Annotated in this window: 15 protein-coding genes and 1 pseudogene; 11 read left to right on the top strand and 5 right to left on the bottom strand. The window is 67.8% G+C overall.

Translation table 11 applies throughout. From position 1 onward, the window contains the following. Positions 1-5 precede the first annotated feature (5 nt). The gene (locus A7U43_RS24550) at positions 6-398 is read left to right on the top strand and encodes a DUF5709 domain-containing protein (RefSeq protein WP_068000184.1); all 393 of its coding nucleotides are present in this window, start codon (positions 6-8) and stop codon (positions 396-398) included. On the opposite strand, the gene A7U43_RS24545 is transcribed toward A7U43_RS24550, so the two are convergent. Continuing rightward, on the bottom strand, positions 385-1,605 hold the full coding sequence (locus A7U43_RS24545) for an MFS transporter (RefSeq protein WP_068000182.1): 1,221 nt from the start codon (positions 1,603-1,605) through the stop codon (positions 385-387). The genes A7U43_RS24550 and A7U43_RS24545 overlap by 14 nt on opposite strands. A gap of 99 nt (positions 1,606-1,704) precedes the next feature. On the opposite strand from A7U43_RS24545, the gene A7U43_RS24540 reads away from it, so the two are divergent. Then, positions 1,705-2,844, top strand: coding sequence for an ROK family transcriptional regulator (locus A7U43_RS24540; protein WP_082902296.1), 1,140 nt, complete (start codon positions 1,705-1,707; stop codon positions 2,842-2,844). Here A7U43_RS24540 and A7U43_RS24535 read toward each other — a convergent pair. Both A7U43_RS24535 and A7U43_RS24530 read right to left on the bottom strand, forming a co-directional pair. After that, positions 2,841-3,722, bottom strand: coding sequence for an LLM class flavin-dependent oxidoreductase (locus tag A7U43_RS24535; protein ID WP_068000180.1), 882 nt, complete (start codon positions 3,720-3,722; stop codon positions 2,841-2,843). The two genes, A7U43_RS24540 and A7U43_RS24535, sit on opposite strands and share 4 nt — an antisense overlap. A gap of 164 nt (positions 3,723-3,886) precedes the next feature. Beyond that, positions 3,887-5,086 carry a diiron oxygenase gene (locus A7U43_RS24530; protein WP_068000178.1) on the bottom strand — a complete coding sequence of 400 codons (1,200 nt, stop codon included), beginning with the start codon at positions 5,084-5,086 and terminating at the stop codon, positions 3,887-3,889. Between the two features lie 114 nt (positions 5,087-5,200). Between A7U43_RS24530 and cobF the strand changes: the two genes are divergently transcribed. From cobF to A7U43_RS24500, 7 genes and pseudogenes are all read left to right on the top strand, one after another. Next, a complete protein-coding gene (gene cobF / locus A7U43_RS24525) occupies positions 5,201-5,941 on the top strand; it encodes a precorrin-6A synthase (deacetylating) (protein ID WP_068000171.1) in 741 nt (246 codons plus the stop codon). 70 nt (positions 5,942-6,011) lie between these two features. After that, the gene (locus A7U43_RS24520; protein ID WP_068000168.1) at positions 6,012-6,407 is read left to right on the top strand and encodes a phage holin family protein; all 396 of its coding nucleotides are present in this window, start codon (positions 6,012-6,014) and stop codon (positions 6,405-6,407) included. Between the two features lie 134 nt (positions 6,408-6,541). Continuing rightward, positions 6,542-6,739 (top strand): annotated as a pseudogene (locus A7U43_RS30430) (DNA-formamidopyrimidine glycosylase family protein); the annotation flags it as partial. 183 nt (positions 6,740-6,922) lie between these two features. Beyond that, complete coding sequence (locus tag A7U43_RS30425; protein WP_231963720.1) at positions 6,923-7,396, top strand: zinc finger domain-containing protein; 474 nt, start codon at positions 6,923-6,925, stop codon at positions 7,394-7,396. A gap of 47 nt (positions 7,397-7,443) precedes the next feature. After that, positions 7,444-8,661 (top strand): threonine/serine exporter family protein, encoded by a 1,218-nt coding sequence (locus A7U43_RS24510; protein ID WP_068003681.1) that lies wholly within the window; start codon positions 7,444-7,446, stop codon positions 8,659-8,661. Positions 8,662-8,701: 40 nt separating this feature from the next. After that, entirely contained in the window at positions 8,702-9,451 is a 750-nt protein-coding gene (locus A7U43_RS24505; protein ID WP_068000162.1) for an SDR family oxidoreductase, read from the top strand. A 75-nt stretch (positions 9,452-9,526) separates the two neighbouring features. After that, positions 9,527-9,922: a hypothetical protein gene (locus tag A7U43_RS24500; RefSeq protein WP_231963454.1), complete on the top strand. Its 396-nt coding sequence runs from the start codon at positions 9,527-9,529 to the stop codon at positions 9,920-9,922. Between the two features lie 76 nt (positions 9,923-9,998). On the opposite strand, the gene pgi is transcribed toward A7U43_RS24500, so the two are convergent. After that, positions 9,999-11,648 carry a glucose-6-phosphate isomerase gene (pgi, locus tag A7U43_RS24495; protein WP_068000161.1) on the bottom strand — a complete coding sequence of 550 codons (1,650 nt, stop codon included), beginning with the start codon at positions 11,646-11,648 and terminating at the stop codon, positions 9,999-10,001. 50 nt (positions 11,649-11,698) lie between these two features. Between pgi and A7U43_RS24490 the strand changes: the two genes are divergently transcribed. Beyond that, positions 11,699-13,147: an NAD-dependent succinate-semialdehyde dehydrogenase gene (locus tag A7U43_RS24490; RefSeq protein ID WP_068000159.1), complete on the top strand. Its 1,449-nt coding sequence runs from the start codon at positions 11,699-11,701 to the stop codon at positions 13,145-13,147. On the opposite strand, the gene A7U43_RS24485 is transcribed toward A7U43_RS24490, so the two are convergent. Continuing rightward, positions 13,144-13,401, bottom strand: a complete 258-nt coding sequence (locus tag A7U43_RS24485) for a chorismate mutase (protein WP_156526018.1) — start codon at positions 13,399-13,401, stop codon at positions 13,144-13,146. The two genes, A7U43_RS24490 and A7U43_RS24485, sit on opposite strands and share 4 nt — an antisense overlap. Before the next feature lie 84 nt (positions 13,402-13,485). On the opposite strand from A7U43_RS24485, the gene pcrA reads away from it, so the two are divergent. Continuing rightward, positions 13,486-15,822 carry a DNA helicase PcrA gene (gene pcrA, locus A7U43_RS24480; protein WP_068003674.1) on the top strand — a complete coding sequence of 779 codons (2,337 nt, stop codon included), beginning with the start codon at positions 13,486-13,488 and terminating at the stop codon, positions 15,820-15,822. Positions 15,823-15,824 lie beyond the last annotated feature (2 nt).

The raw sequence follows: 15,824 nt of genomic DNA, 5'->3' as shown, positions 1-15,824 counted from the left end.
GTGGCATGAGTGCAGAGACGCCGGAAGAATCCCAGGGCTACAGCATCGACGACGAAGACCAGCTGCCCCAGGAGGACACCCTGCTCGACCGCGGTGTCGATGACCTGCTCGACGAGGGATACTCGCCGCCGGAGCGCTGGCAGGAGCCCCGCGAGCACGAGTCGTTGGACGAACGACTGGCCGACGAGCAGCCCGATCCCGCGCTGGGCGACGCCGATGCAGTGCCCGATGAGCAGTTCGGCGACGACGAGGTCGGTGCCCGCCGCTCGGGTCGTCTGGTGGCACCCGACGCCGGTTTCGGCGAGGACGTCGAGTCCGAGCTGCTGGGCAGCGATGTCGGCATCGATGGTGGTGCGGCCTCGGCCGAGGAGGCCGCCATCCACGTCATCGAGGACTGACGGACCGGCCCAGCAGTACCGACACGGTGAGAACTCCCAAGCCGGCCACGGCCAGCGCGGCTCCCGCCGCGGCCGGCGCGGTGTAGCCGTAACCCGCGGCGATCACCAATCCGCCGACCCAGGCGCCGGTCGCGTTGCCGATGTTGAGCGCGGAATGGTTCAGCGCGGCAGCCAGTGTCTGGGCGTCCTGGGCGACGTCCATCAGCCGGGTCTGCAGTGCCGGGCCGACCGCCGAGCCGGCCGCGCCGATGCCGAACAGCACCAGGAGCGCCGTCCACGGGTTGTGCGCTGCGGCCACGAACACCGCGAGCAGCACGCCCAGCAGGCCCAGGGACAGGTACAGCGCGCGGATCACCGAGACATCGGCCAGCCGCCCGCCGGCCAGGTTGCCGACGACCATGCCGAGACCGAAGACCATGAGCGCCACCGGAACCAGCGTGCGGGACAGCCCGGACACGTCGGTCATGGTGGTGCTGATGTAGGTGTAGACGGCGAACATGCCGCCGAAGCCGATCATGCCGACCAGCACGGCCAGCAGCACCTGCGGCCGGCGCAGTGCGCCGAGCTCGGTCAGCGGGCTGCTGACGTGCATGGTGCGCAACTGGTCGGGCAGCCAGAACCAGAGCGCGGTCATGGTGAGCACGCCGATGAACACGACGAGTCCGAACGCGCTGCGCCAGCCCAGCGACTGGCCCAGCCAGGAGGCCATCGGCACGCCGAGCACCGTCGCGATCGTCAACCCGGACAGCACATGGGCGACGGCCTTGGCCCGGTTCTGCGGTCCCATCAGATGGGCGGCCGCCAGGGCGGCGATCCCGAAGAACGCGCCGTGCGGTAGGCCCGCGACGAACCGCGCCATCACCAGCGTGAGATAGGACGGCGCGACCATGCTGGCCAGGTTTCCGACCGTGAACACCGCCATCAGTGCCAGCAGCAGCGCGCGGCGCGGGAGCCGGGCCGTCAGTGCGGCGATGGTGGGTGCGCCGATGACCACGCCCAGGGCATAGGCGGAGATGACGTGGCCCGCGGTCGGCTCGCTGATCCCGAAACTTGCCGCGATGTCCGGGAGCAGACCCATCGCGACGAACTCGGTGGTGCCGATCCCGAAGCCGCCGAGCGCCAGTGCGAACACGGCCAGCCAGCGCACCGTGGGGTCGGTGGCGATGACCGACTGCGGGCGGGTGGGGCGTTCGACGCTGGGTGTCACGCGGCCAGCCTATGGCGACTTACGTCGTATCCACAAACTAGTTTTGCATTTTTTGGTCGAAAGTGGCGAAACTTACGTCTTCGTGGTGGAATCGAGGTCGTGACCAGCGTCGGTGAGATATTTGCCCTGATCAGGGGGCGCCAGCAGATCACCCGCGCCGAGATCAGCGCCCGCACCGGCCTGTCCCGCACCGCCGTCGGGTCCCGGCTGACCGCGCTGCTGGACACCGGGTTGGTCATCGAATGCCAGCCGGCCGCCTCGACCGGTGGCCGCCCGGCGACCCAGTTGAGCTTCAACGCCGATGCCGGGGTGGTGCTGTCGGTGGCCGTGGGTATCAGCCGCACCAGGCTCGCGGTGTGCAATCTTGCCGGTGCCGTGCTGGCGCTGGCCGATATCGACTCCGAGGTGGCGCTCGGGCCCGACGATCTGATGCCCGACGTGGTCAAAGGCCTCGACGTGCTGTTGGAACAGTTTCCCGGCGCGTCGGTCTACGGGGTGGGATTGAGCCTGCCCGGGACGGTCGACGCCGGACGTGGCTGCAGTTGCGGATCGGCGATCCTGCGGGGCTGGGACGGCGTGGACCTGCGGCCGTATCTCGGTGCACTACACCGACTTTCGGGCCAGCCGGTGGTGCTCGACAACGACGCGAACGCCATCGCACTCGCCGAACGTGGTGGCGACGACGATGTGCTGGTGCTCAAGGCCTCCAGTGGTCTGGGCGCGGGCATCATCGCCGGCGGTGTGCTGTTGCGCGGTGCCGATCAGGCCGCCGGTGAGTTCGGGCACAACAAGATTGCCGCCGCGGCGGGCCTTGGATGCCGGTGCGGTGACACCGGATGTCTGGAGGCGATCGCCGGCGGCTGGGCGATCGTGCGGGCACTGCAGCAGCAGGGGCGCCCGGTGCGGCATCTGCGTGATGTCGCCGAACTCGCCCACGACGGCGACCCCGAGGCGCGCCGGATGGTCCGCGACAGCGGACGGTACGTGGGGGAGGGCATCGCGCCAGCGGTGAACCTGCTCAACCCGGCGTCGATCGTGGTGGCCGGCGATATGGCCGGCGTGCACGAGATTTTCGTGGCAGGGCTGCGAGAGACGCTGTACCGCAACGCGACCGCCCAGGCCACCAGTGCGTTGCGGGTGCGTCCGGCAACCCATGGCGACCGGTCCGCCACCGTCGGCACCGCGGCCATCGTGCTCGACCGGGTGCTCAGCGCGGCGGCGATCGACGAGCGCGTCTAGCCGTTGGCCTTGGCGATCACGTTCTCCGCGAACCACTCCAGGTTGCGGATCTTGTCATCCAGTGGCTCGGTGTCCTGCCCGGTGATGTAGGGAATCCGGAAGCCGACGATGACATCGGTGACGCCCTTGTCCTCCAGGCGCTTGACGCCGTCGAGGGTGAAACCGTCGATCGAGATGACGTGGATCTGGAACTCGTCGGCCAGGCCGATGCGCTCCTCTTCCTCCCGGTACTTCTTCAGCTTGGCCAGCAAGGGGTCGAGTTCGGCGGGATCGCCGCCGCCGTGCATCCAGCCGTCGTTGCGCGCGGCCCGCTTGAGCGCCGCATCGGCGTGCCCACCGATGAGGATCGGGATCGGCTTCGTCGGGGCCGGAGTCATCTTGAAGGCGGGGAAGTCGTAGAACTCGCCGTGGTATTCGAAATAGTCCCCGGAGGTGAGCCCCCGGATGACATCGATGCACTCGTCCATGCGCTTGCCGCGTCGCGCGTACGGGACGCCCATGATCTCGTAGTCCTCCGGCCATGGGCTGGTGCCGACGCCGAGGTTGAGCCGGTTGTCGAACATGGCCGCCAGCGAACCTGCCTGCTTGGCGACCAGCGCGGGCGGCCGGATCGGGAGTTTGAGCACGAAGACGTTGAACTGGAGCTTCGTCGTCACCGCGGACAACGCCCCGATGAGCGCGAAGGTCTCGATGAACGCCTTGCCGTCCAGGAATTCGCGGTTGCCGTCTTCGGTGTAGGGATACTTGGAGTCCGACACCTGCGGGTAGGCGACGCTGTCCGCGATGGTCATCCCGTGGTATCCGGCCTCGTCGGCGGCCTTGGCCAACGGGATGTAGTACTTGGGGTCGGTCATGGCTTCCGCATAGGTGAACCGCATGACGCCGATACTAGAACACGTTCTAGTTCTGCGGCGCGGAACCGGTGAGGAGGATGGGCGGGTGCCGAGATCCCGGCCGGATTCCCGGCCCCGCCGACCGTGGCTCACCCGCAATGTCCGATTGTGCTCGGCGGTGTGTTCGCGGTGGCGATGCTGGTGGCGGCCTACCGCGCAAAGGGCGGGACGCCGACACCGGTGATCGAGTAACCACCCTGCTGGCTGCGTTCGGTGAACCTCGCCGACGCGGACCGGCGCTCGATCGTCACCGTCATCGGGTTGCGCGCGTCATCGGGCAGCGTGTCGAAAACCGTTCCCCGCCAGTGGTACTGGCCATCGATCGGATCGAGGTGCCCAGCCAGGCGAACCCGGGCCACCCGACCGTCGATGGTGGCGGGCCCGTCGTAGAGATCGTCGTCCTCGGCAGCGACGATCTCGGTGCGGCCCGCCGGGGCCACCGCGCCACCGGGAAGGAACCCGCTGCGCCGCCACATCCGCCGCGCGATCGGGCCCAGCAGCCCGACCTCCTCCAGGAACGAGGCCAGCGGGGCGAAGCCGGCGATCTGCACCTCGTGGCGGTGCGGGGAGCGGCGTGCCATCCGCCGCGCGGCCCGGCCGTCCAGGCCGACCCGGCGGTACTGCACCTGATTGGTGAACAGGAAACGGAAGAACGGACCGCCGACGCCGTTGATGTTTCCGATCCAGGCCCGCTTGAGTCGTGACATCTGCGGCGTGCGTTTGCGCAGCCCGTCGCGGGCGAACTGAATGTGCCGGGACTCCTCGGTGACATGGATGCGCATGAGCCGTTGCACCATCGGCTGCAATTCGTCATCGTCGGACATCTGGCGCTGCAGCGCGTCGAAGATCTCCTCGCCGATCAGCGCGGCCACCCACAGCGCGGAGCCGCGGAAGGCGAACGGCAGCGCGTTGATGATGATGCGCTGATACAGCTTGGGCCGCACCGGGTCGGCGCCCACCTTGGCGATGGCCTTGCCGAACATCACCATGTGCCGGGTCTCGTCGCCGAGTTCGGTCAGCTCGTAATGGGTGGTGGGTGCGGTCGGATCCTGATGCATCATCTTGCGCAGCAGTGCCTGGTTGAGGATGTTCTCGAACCAGATGCCCGCCGAGAGGGTGTTCACCAGTTCCTGGCGGGACAGTTCGATCTGCTCGGCCCGGCTCATCGCCTCCCACAGCGGGGTGCCGTAGAGCGACACCACCCGCGGCGGCAGGTAGAACTTGTCGGGATCCAGGGGTGCGTCCCAGTCGATGTCCACGACGGGCGCATAGGACTTGCGCACCGATCCCTTGAGCAGGCGCTCCGCGAACTCCGCGCGCGTCGTCTGTGCCTTCACCGAAGCTGTCATCGTCGACTCCCTCGCATGGTGCGTGAGCCTTGAAGCTACGGCCGATACCAGCGGTAGTCAATACCTGCGGTACTGGGTAATTTCCGCGGTCGACAATGCGGCTAGCCTTCGCGGGTGCGCAGAATTCATGTGATCGGTATCGGTGCGGGTGACCCGGACTACGTGACAGCGCAGGCCATCTCGGCGCTCAACGACACGCAGGTGTTCTTCGCCATGGACAAGGGCGATGCCAAGGACGATCTGGTGGCGCTGCGCAGGCACATCTGTGAACGGTTCATCGAGCAGCCCGGCTACCGGTTCGTCGAACTGCCCGATCCCACCCGCGCCACCGATGTCCACTACGAGCAGGCCGTCAGCGACTGGCACGCCGCCCGCGCCCGGCTGTGGGCGCAGGCGATCGAGGCCGAGCTGCCCGACGGCGCATGCGGATCCTTCCTCGCCTGGGGTGACCCGTCGCTGTACGACAGCACGCTGCGCATACTGGACCGTGTCGCCGAACATGTGGAGTTCGAGTTCGATGTCATCCCCGGCATCACCGCCATCCAGGCGCTCACCGCCCGACATCGCATTCCGCTCAACGATATCGGCGAAGCCGTGCTCATCACCACCGGCCGGCGGCTGCGTGATGAGGGGGTCCGCGGCGCCGCGGTGGTGATGCTCGACTGCGAATGTTCATTCCTGGGCACTCCTGCGGACACCCGCATCTGGTGGGGCGCCTACCTCGGCACGCCCGACGAGTTGCTGGTGCACGGCACGGTGGGTGAGGTCGGTGACCGAATCGCCGAAATACGTGCCGCGGCAAGGGAACGGCACGGCTGGATCATGGACATCTACCTGCTGCGCACGGCAGACTGAACCGCATGAGCGCAGCGTGCGGAGCGAATCGACTTTCGACATGGCCCAGCCGAGCGTGTGAGGCAGCGGCATGAACTTTCTGCTGCGCGCCGCACTGACCGGAGTCGCCTTGTGGGTGGTGACGCTGATCGTGCCCGGTGTCAGCATCCTCGGCGGCGACTCCGCCATCGAGCGGGCGGGCATCATCTTCGTCGTCGCGGTGGTGTTCGGACTCGTGAACGCGGTGATCAAGCCGATCGTGCAGTTCATTTCGATACCGCTCTACATTCTGACCCTGGGCCTCATCCACATCGTCATCAACGCGCTGATGCTGTGGATCACCTCCTGGATCACCGAGCACACCACCCACTGGGGCCTGTTCATCGACGACTTCTGGTGGACGGCGATCTGGGCCGCGATCGTGCTGTCGTTCGTCAGCTGGTTGCTGTCGCTGGTTGCCGGAGACGCGAAAAGGGCTGTGCAGTAACAGTTCAGCCGCTGCCGCAGGCCATGGCCACCGTGACTGCCGGCTGCCGGCGATGCGGCGGCGCGCCGGCGAACCACCGCACTGCGCGCCGATAACGGCACTCACCGCGGGTCCTCTCGAGTCACACTGGTGAGATGCCTGAACTGCCCGAAGTGGAGGCGCTCGCCGATCACCTGCGCCGGCACGCCGTCGGCACGGTGATCGGCAGGGTTGACATCGCCGCCCTGTCGGTACTGAAGACCTTCGACCCGCCGGTGACCGCCCTGCACGGTGCCGAGGTGACCGGTGCCGCTCGGTGGGGCAAATACCTTGGCCTGCAGGCCGGTGAGCTGTACCTGATCACCCACCTGTCGCGGGCCGGCTGGCTGCGCTGGTCGGACAAGCTGGCCCCGACCCCGCTCAAACCGGGTAAGGGCCCCATCGCGTTGCGCGTGCATCTGGGTGACGGGCACGGTTTCGATCTGACCGAGGCCGGCACCCAGAAGCGGTTGGCGGTGTGGGTGGTGAGAAACCCGATGGACGTGCCGCAGATCGCCGGTCTCGGACCCGATGCGCTGGAACTGGATGTCGACGGGCTGCATCAGGCGCTGGCCGGTCACGGTGGGCGCATCAAGACCGTTCTGACCGACCAGAAGGTGATCGCCGGTATCGGGAATGCCTACAGCGACGAGATCCTGCATGTGGCGAGGCTGTCGCCGTTCGCGACCGCCGACAAGCTCTCCGATGCGCAGCTGGCCGATCTGCACGATGCGATGTCCTCGGTGCTCACCGACGCGGTGACGCGTTCGGTGGGCCAGCAGGCGGCGACCCTGAAAGGGGAGAAGCGCTCCGGGCTGCGGGTGCACGCCCGCACCGGGCTGCCGTGCCCGGTGTGCGGGGACACCGTCGCCGAGGTGTCCTTCGTCGACAAGTCGTTCCAGTACTGCCCGACCTGTCAGACCGGCGGCAAAGTGCTCGCGGATCGCAGAATGTCGCGGTTGCTCAAGTAGATTTCCAGCCGTGACCCGTCCTCATCCCCGGCCGGATCGTGACCGCGGTGTCTGACGACACCGTCGCCGTCGAGTTCATCGCCCGGCTCGGGTCGGCGATGCTCAGCGCCGACTATCCGGTGCCGATGGTCCGCCACGCCCTGGAGCGGGTGGCCGCGCGCCAAGGTATCGACTGCCCGGTGCTCGTGTTGCCGAACTTCATCCAGGCCGGCGACCGGCACCACACCACCGTGGTGCGGGGTGCGACGTTGCGTTATGACCAGACCTTTCCGTTGGGCGAATTGGTGGAGCAGGCCCAGGCCGGTCGGCTCGACCCGGTCCAGGGACTGGCCGAGCTGGACCGCATGCATGCGCTGCCCCGCCGCTTTCCCGGTTGGGTCGGCGTCATCGGCTACGGATTGCAGAGCGCCGCATACGGATTGATCCTGCAACCGACGGTGGTGTCGCTGGTCGCCGCGACCGTTTTCGGGCTGTTCGTGGGACTGCTGGAGCTGCTGACCCGCAGGAACGCCGCGGTGCGACAGCTGCTCCCGGTGCTCAGCGCCTTCGTCGTCACCTATGTCGCGTTCAGCCTCGGGCGGCTCCTGCACATGGGCCATGACAGTCTGCGGGTACTGATCGCGCCACTGACCCTCTTCCTGCCGGGGGTGGCGATCACGCTGTCGGTCATCGAGTCGTCGACCGGTGAGGTGGTCAGCGGGTCGGCGCGCCTGATGGGCGGGCTGATGCGGCTGGCGCAACTGGCGCTGGGCATCCTGCTGGCCGTCCAGTTGCTCGGGCTGACCTGGTCGGAACTCGCCGACGTCGAGGTCAACACGCTGGGCAGCTGGGCGCCCTGGGTGGGGGTGGCGGTCTACGCCGTCGGGATCACCTTGCACCTGGGGCCGCCGCGCGGTTTCGCCCCGTGGCTGACGCTGGTGCTGTTCACCGCGTACGGCGCCCAGCTGCTGACGAACGCGGTATTCGGCGGGTACATGAGCGGCTTCGGCGGCGGCCTGATCTTGATCCTGTCCGCGCTGGCGCTCAGCAGGCTGTCGATGACACCGGTGGCCCAGGTGATGCTGGCCCCCGGGTTCTGGCTGTTGGTGCCCAGTTCGATCGGCATGATCGGGCTCGCTCAGCTGGCATCGGGGCAGGCCAGCGGCGCGATCACGGTGATGCTGGTGTCGATGATGTCGATCGCGTTGGGGTTCACCACCGGATACGCGGCCTGGAACGCCGTCGCGCGCCGGGGTGCGGACCCCGAATCGTCGTCCGAGCTCTGACGGTTTCTGGTCAGCTGTTTAACTCGGTTATCCTGCTGGCATGACCCGCCAGAAGATCCTCATCACCGGTGCCAGCTCGGGCCTGGGCGCCGGCATGGCCCGCGCCTTCGCCGCCAAAGGCCGGGACCTGGCATTGTGTGCCCGCCGCGTGGAACGCCTCGAAGAGCTGCGCGCTGAGATCCTCGACAAGCACCCGTACGCGAAGGTCGCGATCGCGGCGCTGGACGTCGACGATCACGAGGCCATCCCGCGGGTCTTCGGTGAGCTGTCCGAGGAACTCGGCGGTATCGACCGGGTGATCGTCAACGCCGGCATCGGCAAGGGCTGGCCGCTCGGCGAGGGCAAGCCGTGGGCCAATAAGGCCACCATCAACACCAACCTGATCTCGGGCATGGTGCAGATCGAGACCGCGCTGGAGATGTTCAAGAAATCCGGCGCCGGGCACCTGGTGCTGATCTCGTCGGTACTCGGCAACACCGGCGTGCCCGGGGGCAAGGCCGCCTACTGCGCGAGCAAGGCCGGTATGACCTCGCTGGGTGAGTCGCTGCGCGCCGAGTACGACAAGGGGCCCATCCGGATCACCGTCATCGAACCCGGCTACATCGAATCCGAGATGACCGCGAAATCGGCGACCACCCTGCTGATGGTCGACAACGAGACCGGTGTCCGCAAGATGGTGGAGGCGATCGAGAAGGAAAAGGGGCGCGCCGTCGTGCCGTCCTGGCCGTGGGCGCCGATCACCCAGATCATGCGGCTGCTGCCGCCCAAGTACACCAAACGCTTCGCCTGAACTTTCGTTTCGCACGATGTTTGGCCCGGCTTCGCCGGTGGTAACCGTTTCTCCATGATGGTGAAACTGACGAAGATGACGCCCCTCTTGTTCGCAGGCGCCGCCGGAGCGGCCATCGCGTTCTCGCCGATCGCCGGCGCGGAGCCCGCTCCGCCGCCGTGCTGGAACCCCGATGGCACCCCGTGCGCCAGCGTCGGCACCGCCGGTCCGGACGGCGCGAATGTGGCCATTCCCGGCGGGCCGGTCGGTGAAGCCGGTCCCGGCGGTGCCAGTGGCGTGATTCCCGGCGGCCCGGGTGGCGCGGCAGGTCCCGACGGTGCGACCGGATCCATCCCCGGCGGTCCGGCGGGCACCGCAGGTCCCGGCGGTGCCAGCGGTGGGATCCCCGGCGGCCCGGTGGGCAGCGCAGGCCCCGGTGGCGCCAGCGGCTGCATCCCGGGTATCGGGTGCGCCACCATCCCCGCTCCCTAACTGACCGCGAGTCACGCGTACCCGCTGCGAACTGCACCTCAGTCGCAGCGGGTACGCGTGTTTCGGCGGGTCGTGGTCAGGCGCTGCGGCCGCGCTCGGCGCGGTAGCGGCGCACCAACGCATCGGTGGAGCTGTCGGTCTGAGTGGCCGGCGCCGTGTCGTCGGTGAGCACCGGCAGCAGCGCGTTGGCCTGGGTCTTGCCCAGCTCCACGCCCCATTGGTCGAAGGAGTCGATACCCCAGATCACACCCTCGGTGAACACCTGGTGCTCGTAGAGCGCAATCAACTGGCCCACCACCGAGGGGGTCAGTTTGGTCGCCAGGATCGAGGTGGTGGGCCGGTTACCCGGCATCACCTTGTGCGGGACGACATCGGCATCGGTGCCCTCGCCCGCGATCTCCTCGGCGGTCTTGCCGAACGCCAGAACCTGGGTCTGGGCGAAGAAGTTGCTCATCAACAGGTCGTGCATGCTGCCGGTGCCGTCCGCGGTCGGCAGGTCATCGGTGGGCTGGGAGAACCCGATGAAATCGGCGGGGATCAGCCGGGTGCCCTGGTGCAGCAACTGGTAGAACGCGTGCTGGCCGTTGGTTCCCGGTTCGCCCCAATAGATTTCGCCGGTATCGGTGCTGACCGGGGTGCCGTCGGCGCGGACCGACTTGCCGTTGGACTCCATCGTCAGCTGCTGCAGGTAGGCCGCGAACCGAGACAGATCGTTGGAGTAGGGCAGTACCGCACGGGACTGCGCGCCGAAGAAATTGTTGTACCAGAGGCCGATCAGGCCGAGCAGCGCCGGCGCGTTCTCGGCCAGCGGCGCGGTGCGGAAGTGCTCGTCGAGCAGATGGAACCCGGCCAGGAACTCCGCGAACCGCTCCCTGCCGATCACCGCCATCACGGACAGCCCGATGGCGCTGTCCACCGAATAGCGCCCGCCGACCCAGTCCCAGAAACCGAACATGTTGGCGGTGTCGATCCCGAACTCGTCGACCAGCTTCTTGTTGGTGGAGACCGCCACGAAGTGCTTGGCGACCGCGTCCTCGCCGAGTGCGTCGATGAGCCAGCGCCGCGCCGCGGTGGCGTTGGTCAGTGTCTCCAAGGTGGAGAACGTCTTGGAGGCGATCACGAAAAGCGTTGTGGCCGGGTCGAGCCCGTCGAGTTTGGCGACCAGGTCGGCCGGGTCGACGTTGGAGACGAACCGCGCCGAGATGCCGGCATCGGCGTAGTGGCGCAGCGCGTCGTAGACCATCACCGGACCCAGATCCGAGCCGCCGATCCCGATGTTGACGACGGTCGTGATCCGCGCACCCGTCGCCCCGGTCCAGGCACCCGAGCGCAGCCGGTCGGTGAACTCACCCATCGCATCGAGGACGGCGTGCACATCGGCGACGACGTCCTGGCCGTCCACGGTCAGCTCGGCGCCCTTGGGCAGGCGCAGCGCGGTGTGCAGCACGGCGCGGCCCTCGGAGGTGTTGATGTGCTCACCCGCGTACATGGCGTCCCGGCGGCCCTCCAGGTCGGCGGCGGTGGCCAGATCGACCAGCAGCGCCAGGGTTTCGCGCGTCAGCCGGTGCTTGCTGTAGTCGATGTAGAGATCGCCGACGGTCAGCGTGAGGTCGGTGCCGCGGGCCGGATCCTCGGCGAAGAGCTCCCGAAGATTCTTCGGTGCAACCACCTCATGGTGGCGTTGCAGCGAATGCCATGCGGCCGTATCGGTGATGTCAGCACTCATTCTTCCGACCTTAGTGCGGCGCACGTTTCAAGGGTGTACATGATGGATGTATGCACATCGACGAGTTGCTTTCATCCGTGCCCACCGGCTTGTGGATCGGCGGTGAGGAGCGCGCGGGCTCGTCCAGCTTCGACGTGCTCAATCCGGCGACCGACGAGGTGATCACCTCGGTGGCCGACGCCACCGCGGCCGACGGGATCGCCGCGCTGGACGCCGCCGCGGCGGCGCAGGCCGACTGGGCCGCCACCCCGGCCCGCGAGCGCGGCGAGATCCTGCGTTCGGTGTTCGAAACCCTCACCGCGCGAAGCGAAGATCTCGCCACCCTGATGACCCTGGAGATGGGCAAGGTGATCGCCGAGAGCCGCGGCGAGGTCCGCTACGGCGCCGAGTTCTTCCGCTGGTTCGCCGAGGAGGCGGTGCGCATCGCCGGGCGCTACACCGCGGCCCCGGCGGGCACCGGACGCATCCTGGTCACCAAGATGCCCGTCGGCCCCTGCTACGCCATCACCCCGTGGAACTTCCCGCTGGCGATGGGCACCCGCAAGATCGGCCCGGCGCTGGCCGCCGGCTGCACCATGGTGGTCAAACCCGCCCAGGAGACGCCGCTGACCATGCTGCTGCTGGCCAAGCTCATCGACGATGCCGGCCTGCCCAAGGGCGTGCTCTCGGTGCTGCCGACCACCAAGCCGGGCGAGCTGACCACCGCCCTCATCGACGACGGCCGGCTGCGCAAACTCACCTTCACCGGGTCCACCGGGGTGGGCAAGGCGCTGGTGAAGCAGTCCAGCGACAAGTTGCTGCGCACCTCGATGGAGCTCGGCGGCAACGCCCCGTTCGTGGTGTTCGACGACGCCGACGTCGACGCCGCGGTCGAGGGTGCGCTGCTGGCCAAGATGCGCAACGGCGGCGAGGCATGCACGGCGGCCAACCGCTTCCATGTCGCCAACGCGGTCCGCGCGGAGTTCACCGACAAGCTGGTCAAGCGGATGAGCGAGTACACGCTGGGCAACGGCCTCGACGATTCCTCGACGCTGGGCCCGCTGATCTCGGCCAAACAGCTCGGCATCGTCGCCGACCTGGTCTCCGACGCGGTGTCCCGCGGCGCGGAGGTCGCTGTCGGCGGCGTCGCCCCCGGCGGCCCCGGGCACTTCTACCCGGCCACCGTGCTGGCCGATGTGCCCGCCGACGCGCGCATCCTCAAGGAGGAGGTGTTCGGGCCCGTCGCGCCGATCACCGGGTTCGACACCGAGCAGGAGGGCATCGCCGCGGCCAATGACACCGCCTACGGGTTGGCGTCCTACATCTACACGCAGTCACTCGACCGCGCGCTGCGCGTCGCCGAGTCCGTGCAGGCCGGCATGGTCGGGGTGAACCGCGGCGTCATCTCCGATGCCGCCGCCCCGTTCGGCGGGATCAAGGAATCCGGGTTCGGTCGCGAGGGCGGTTCCGAGGGCATCGAGGAGTACCTGGAGACCAAGTACATCGCGTTCACGAGCTAGTGGCCGAGGCGGCCGCGGCCCAGGCGTAACAGCAGCATGGCGAGGTCTTTACCCTCCGGGCCGAGCTCGCTGTAACGCTCGATGACCTTCATCTCCCGGCTGTGCACCAGCCGGGTCCCGCCGGAGGCCATCCGGGCCTTGCCGATGATGCGGGAGACCTCGGTGCGGCGCTTCACCGCGGCCAGGATCGCGGCATCCAGCTCGTCGATCTCCAGGCGGAGGTCGTCGATGTTGGCGGCGGGCTCGGGAAGCACGACCCGAGTGTGCCACCCGACGCAGATTCGGTGCAAAGCCGGGTCACGGGGATGTCACCGTTCAGCGGTAGATTCGAGACCGAAATGACATCGCTTTCTCACGCACCGACGCACGCTTCCGGTGGGGCCACCGAAACCGAACAATTGCTCGAGGGCCTGAACCCCCAGCAGCGCCAGGCCGTGCTGCACGAGGGGTCCCCGCTGCTCATCGTGGCCGGCGCCGGCTCGGGCAAAACCGCCGTGCTCACCCGGCGCATCGCCTATCTGCTCGCCGCCCGCGAGGTCGGCGTCGGTCAGGTGCTGGCCATCACCTTCACCAACAAGGCGGCCGCCGAGATGCGTGAGCGGGTGGTGGCCCTCATCGGTCCGCGCGCCCGCAACATGTGGGTGTCCACCTTCCACTCCACCTGTGTGCGCATCCTGCGCAACCAGGCCTCACTGCTGCCCGGGCTGAACTCCAACTTCTCCATCTACGACGCCGACGACTCGCGGCGGTTGCTCACGATGATCGCCAAGGACATGGGCCTGGACACCAAGCGGTATTCCTCGCGGCTGCTGTCCAACGGCATCTCCAACCTGAAGAACGAACTGATCGACCCGGACCGGGCGCTGGCCGATCTCACCGAGACCGCCGATGACATGTCCAAGACGGTGGCCTCGGTGTACGGCGAGTACCAGCGCCGGTTGCGCGCGGCCAACGCCCTGGACTTCGACGACCTGATCGGTGAGACAGTCGCTGTGCTGCAAGCATTTCCGCAGATCGCGCAGTACTACCGACGGCGGTTCCGGCATATCCTGGTCGACGAGTACCAGGACACCAACCATGCCCAGTACATGCTGGTGCGCGAACTCGTCGGAGTCGAGACCACGCAGGATGGAGTGCCGCCCGGCGAGCTGTGCGTGGTGGGTGACGCCGACCAGTCGATCTACGCATTCCGCGGCGCCACCATTCGCAATATCGAGGACTTCGAACGCGACTACCCGGACGCGACAACCATTCTGCTGGAACAGAACTACCGCTCCACCCAGACCATCCTCAATGCCGCCAACGCCGTCATCTCCCGCAACGCCGGACGCCGCGAGAAGCGGCTGTGGACCGATTCCGGTGAGGGCGAGCTGATCGTCGGGTATGTCGCCGACAACGAGCATGACGAGGCGCGCTTCGTCGCCGAGGAGATCGACGCCCTCGCCGACCGCAACGAGATCAACTATTCCGATGTCGCGGTGTTCTACCGCACCAACAACAACTCGCGGGCGCTGGAAGAGGTGTTCATCCGCGCCGGCATCCCGTACAAGGTCGTCGGCGGTGTCCGGTTTTACGAGCGCAAGGAGATCCGCGATATCGTCGCCTATCTGCGGGTGCTGGACAACCCGGGGGACGCGGTGAGCATGCGGCGCATCCTGAACACCCCGCGCCGCGGTATCGGGGACCGCGCCGAAGCCTGTGTCGCGGTGTACGCCGAGAACACCGGCGCGAGCTTCAACGACGCCCTGCAAGCCGCCGCCGAGGGCCGGGTACCGATGCTGAACACCCGCTCGGAGAAGGCGATCGCGTCCTTCGTGCAACTGCTGGACAGCCTGCGCGGCGGGCTGGACGGTGAACTCGGCGATCTGGTGGAGGCCGTGCTGGACCGCACCGGGTACCGGCGCGAGCTCGAATCCTCCACTGACCCACAGGATCTGGCGCGGCTGGACAACCTCAACGAACTCGTCAGCGTCGCACACGAATTCAGCATCGACCTGGCCAATGCCCAGGCGCTGCGCGAGGAGGAGGGCACACCGCAGGACGAGGACGTCCCCGATACCGGTGTGCTGGCCCAGTTCCTGGAGCGGGTGTCCCTGGTCGCCGACGCCGACGGTATCCCCGAACACGAATCCGGGGTGGTCACCATGATGACGCTGCACACCGCCAAGGGCCTGGAATTCCCGGTGGTCTTCGTGACCGGTTGGGAGGACGGCATGTTCCCGCACATGCGCGCGCTGGGCGACCCGACCGAACTGTCCGAGGAGCGCCGGTTGGCCTATGTCGGCATCACCCGGGCGCGGCAGCGGCTCTACCTGAGCCGGGCCAAGGTGCGCTCGTCCTGGGGGCAGCCGATGCTGAACCCGGAGTCACGTTTCCTGCGTGAGATTCCGGAAGACCTGATCGACTGGCGCCGCGTCGAGACCCCGGCCTCGGTGCTCAGCGCGCCGCGCAGCGTCGGGCGCTTCGCCGACAACGCGCGACCGGCGCCGGCCAAGGCGCGCAACCGCGCGATGATCACGCTGGAACCGGGGGACCGGGTCACCCACGACAAGTACGGTCTCGGCCGCGTGGAAGAGGTCTCCGGGGCGGGGGAGTCGGCGATGTCGCTCATCGACTTCGGCAGCGCCGGACGGGTGAAGTTGATGCACAACCACGCGCCGGTGCAGAAGCTCTAGAT

Origin of the sequence: Mycobacterium adipatum (assembly GCF_001644575.1) — a bacterium.
Lineage (GTDB): Bacteria > Actinomycetota > Actinomycetes > Mycobacteriales > Mycobacteriaceae > Mycobacterium > Mycobacterium adipatum.
This window is presented reverse-complemented; position numbering and strand designations above follow the sequence as displayed.

Excerpts from the sequence above, each read along its gene's own strand:
- A7U43_RS24535 (WP_068000180.1), bottom strand. The coding sequence starts at position 3,722 with ATGCGGTTCACCTATGCGGAAGCCATGACCGACCCCAAGTACTACATC.
- A7U43_RS24550 (WP_068000184.1), top strand. The coding sequence starts at position 6 with ATGAGTGCAGAGACGCCGGAAGAATCCCAGGGCTACAGCATCGACGAC.
- A7U43_RS30425 (WP_231963720.1), top strand. The coding sequence starts at position 6,923 with ATGGACGTGCCGCAGATCGCCGGTCTCGGACCCGATGCGCTGGAACTG.
- pcrA (WP_068003674.1), top strand. The coding sequence starts at position 13,486 with ATGACATCGCTTTCTCACGCACCGACGCACGCTTCCGGTGGGGCCACC.
- A7U43_RS24500 (WP_231963454.1), top strand. The coding sequence starts at position 9,527 with ATGACGCCCCTCTTGTTCGCAGGCGCCGCCGGAGCGGCCATCGCGTTC.
- pgi (WP_068000161.1), bottom strand. The coding sequence starts at position 11,648 with ATGAGTGCTGACATCACCGATACGGCCGCATGGCATTCGCTGCAACGC.
- A7U43_RS24530 (WP_068000178.1), bottom strand. The coding sequence starts at position 5,086 with ATGACAGCTTCGGTGAAGGCACAGACGACGCGCGCGGAGTTCGCGGAG.
- A7U43_RS24490 (WP_068000159.1), top strand. The coding sequence starts at position 11,699 with ATGCACATCGACGAGTTGCTTTCATCCGTGCCCACCGGCTTGTGGATC.
- A7U43_RS24520 (WP_068000168.1), top strand. The coding sequence starts at position 6,012 with ATGAACTTTCTGCTGCGCGCCGCACTGACCGGAGTCGCCTTGTGGGTG.
- A7U43_RS24505 (WP_068000162.1), top strand. The coding sequence starts at position 8,702 with ATGACCCGCCAGAAGATCCTCATCACCGGTGCCAGCTCGGGCCTGGGC.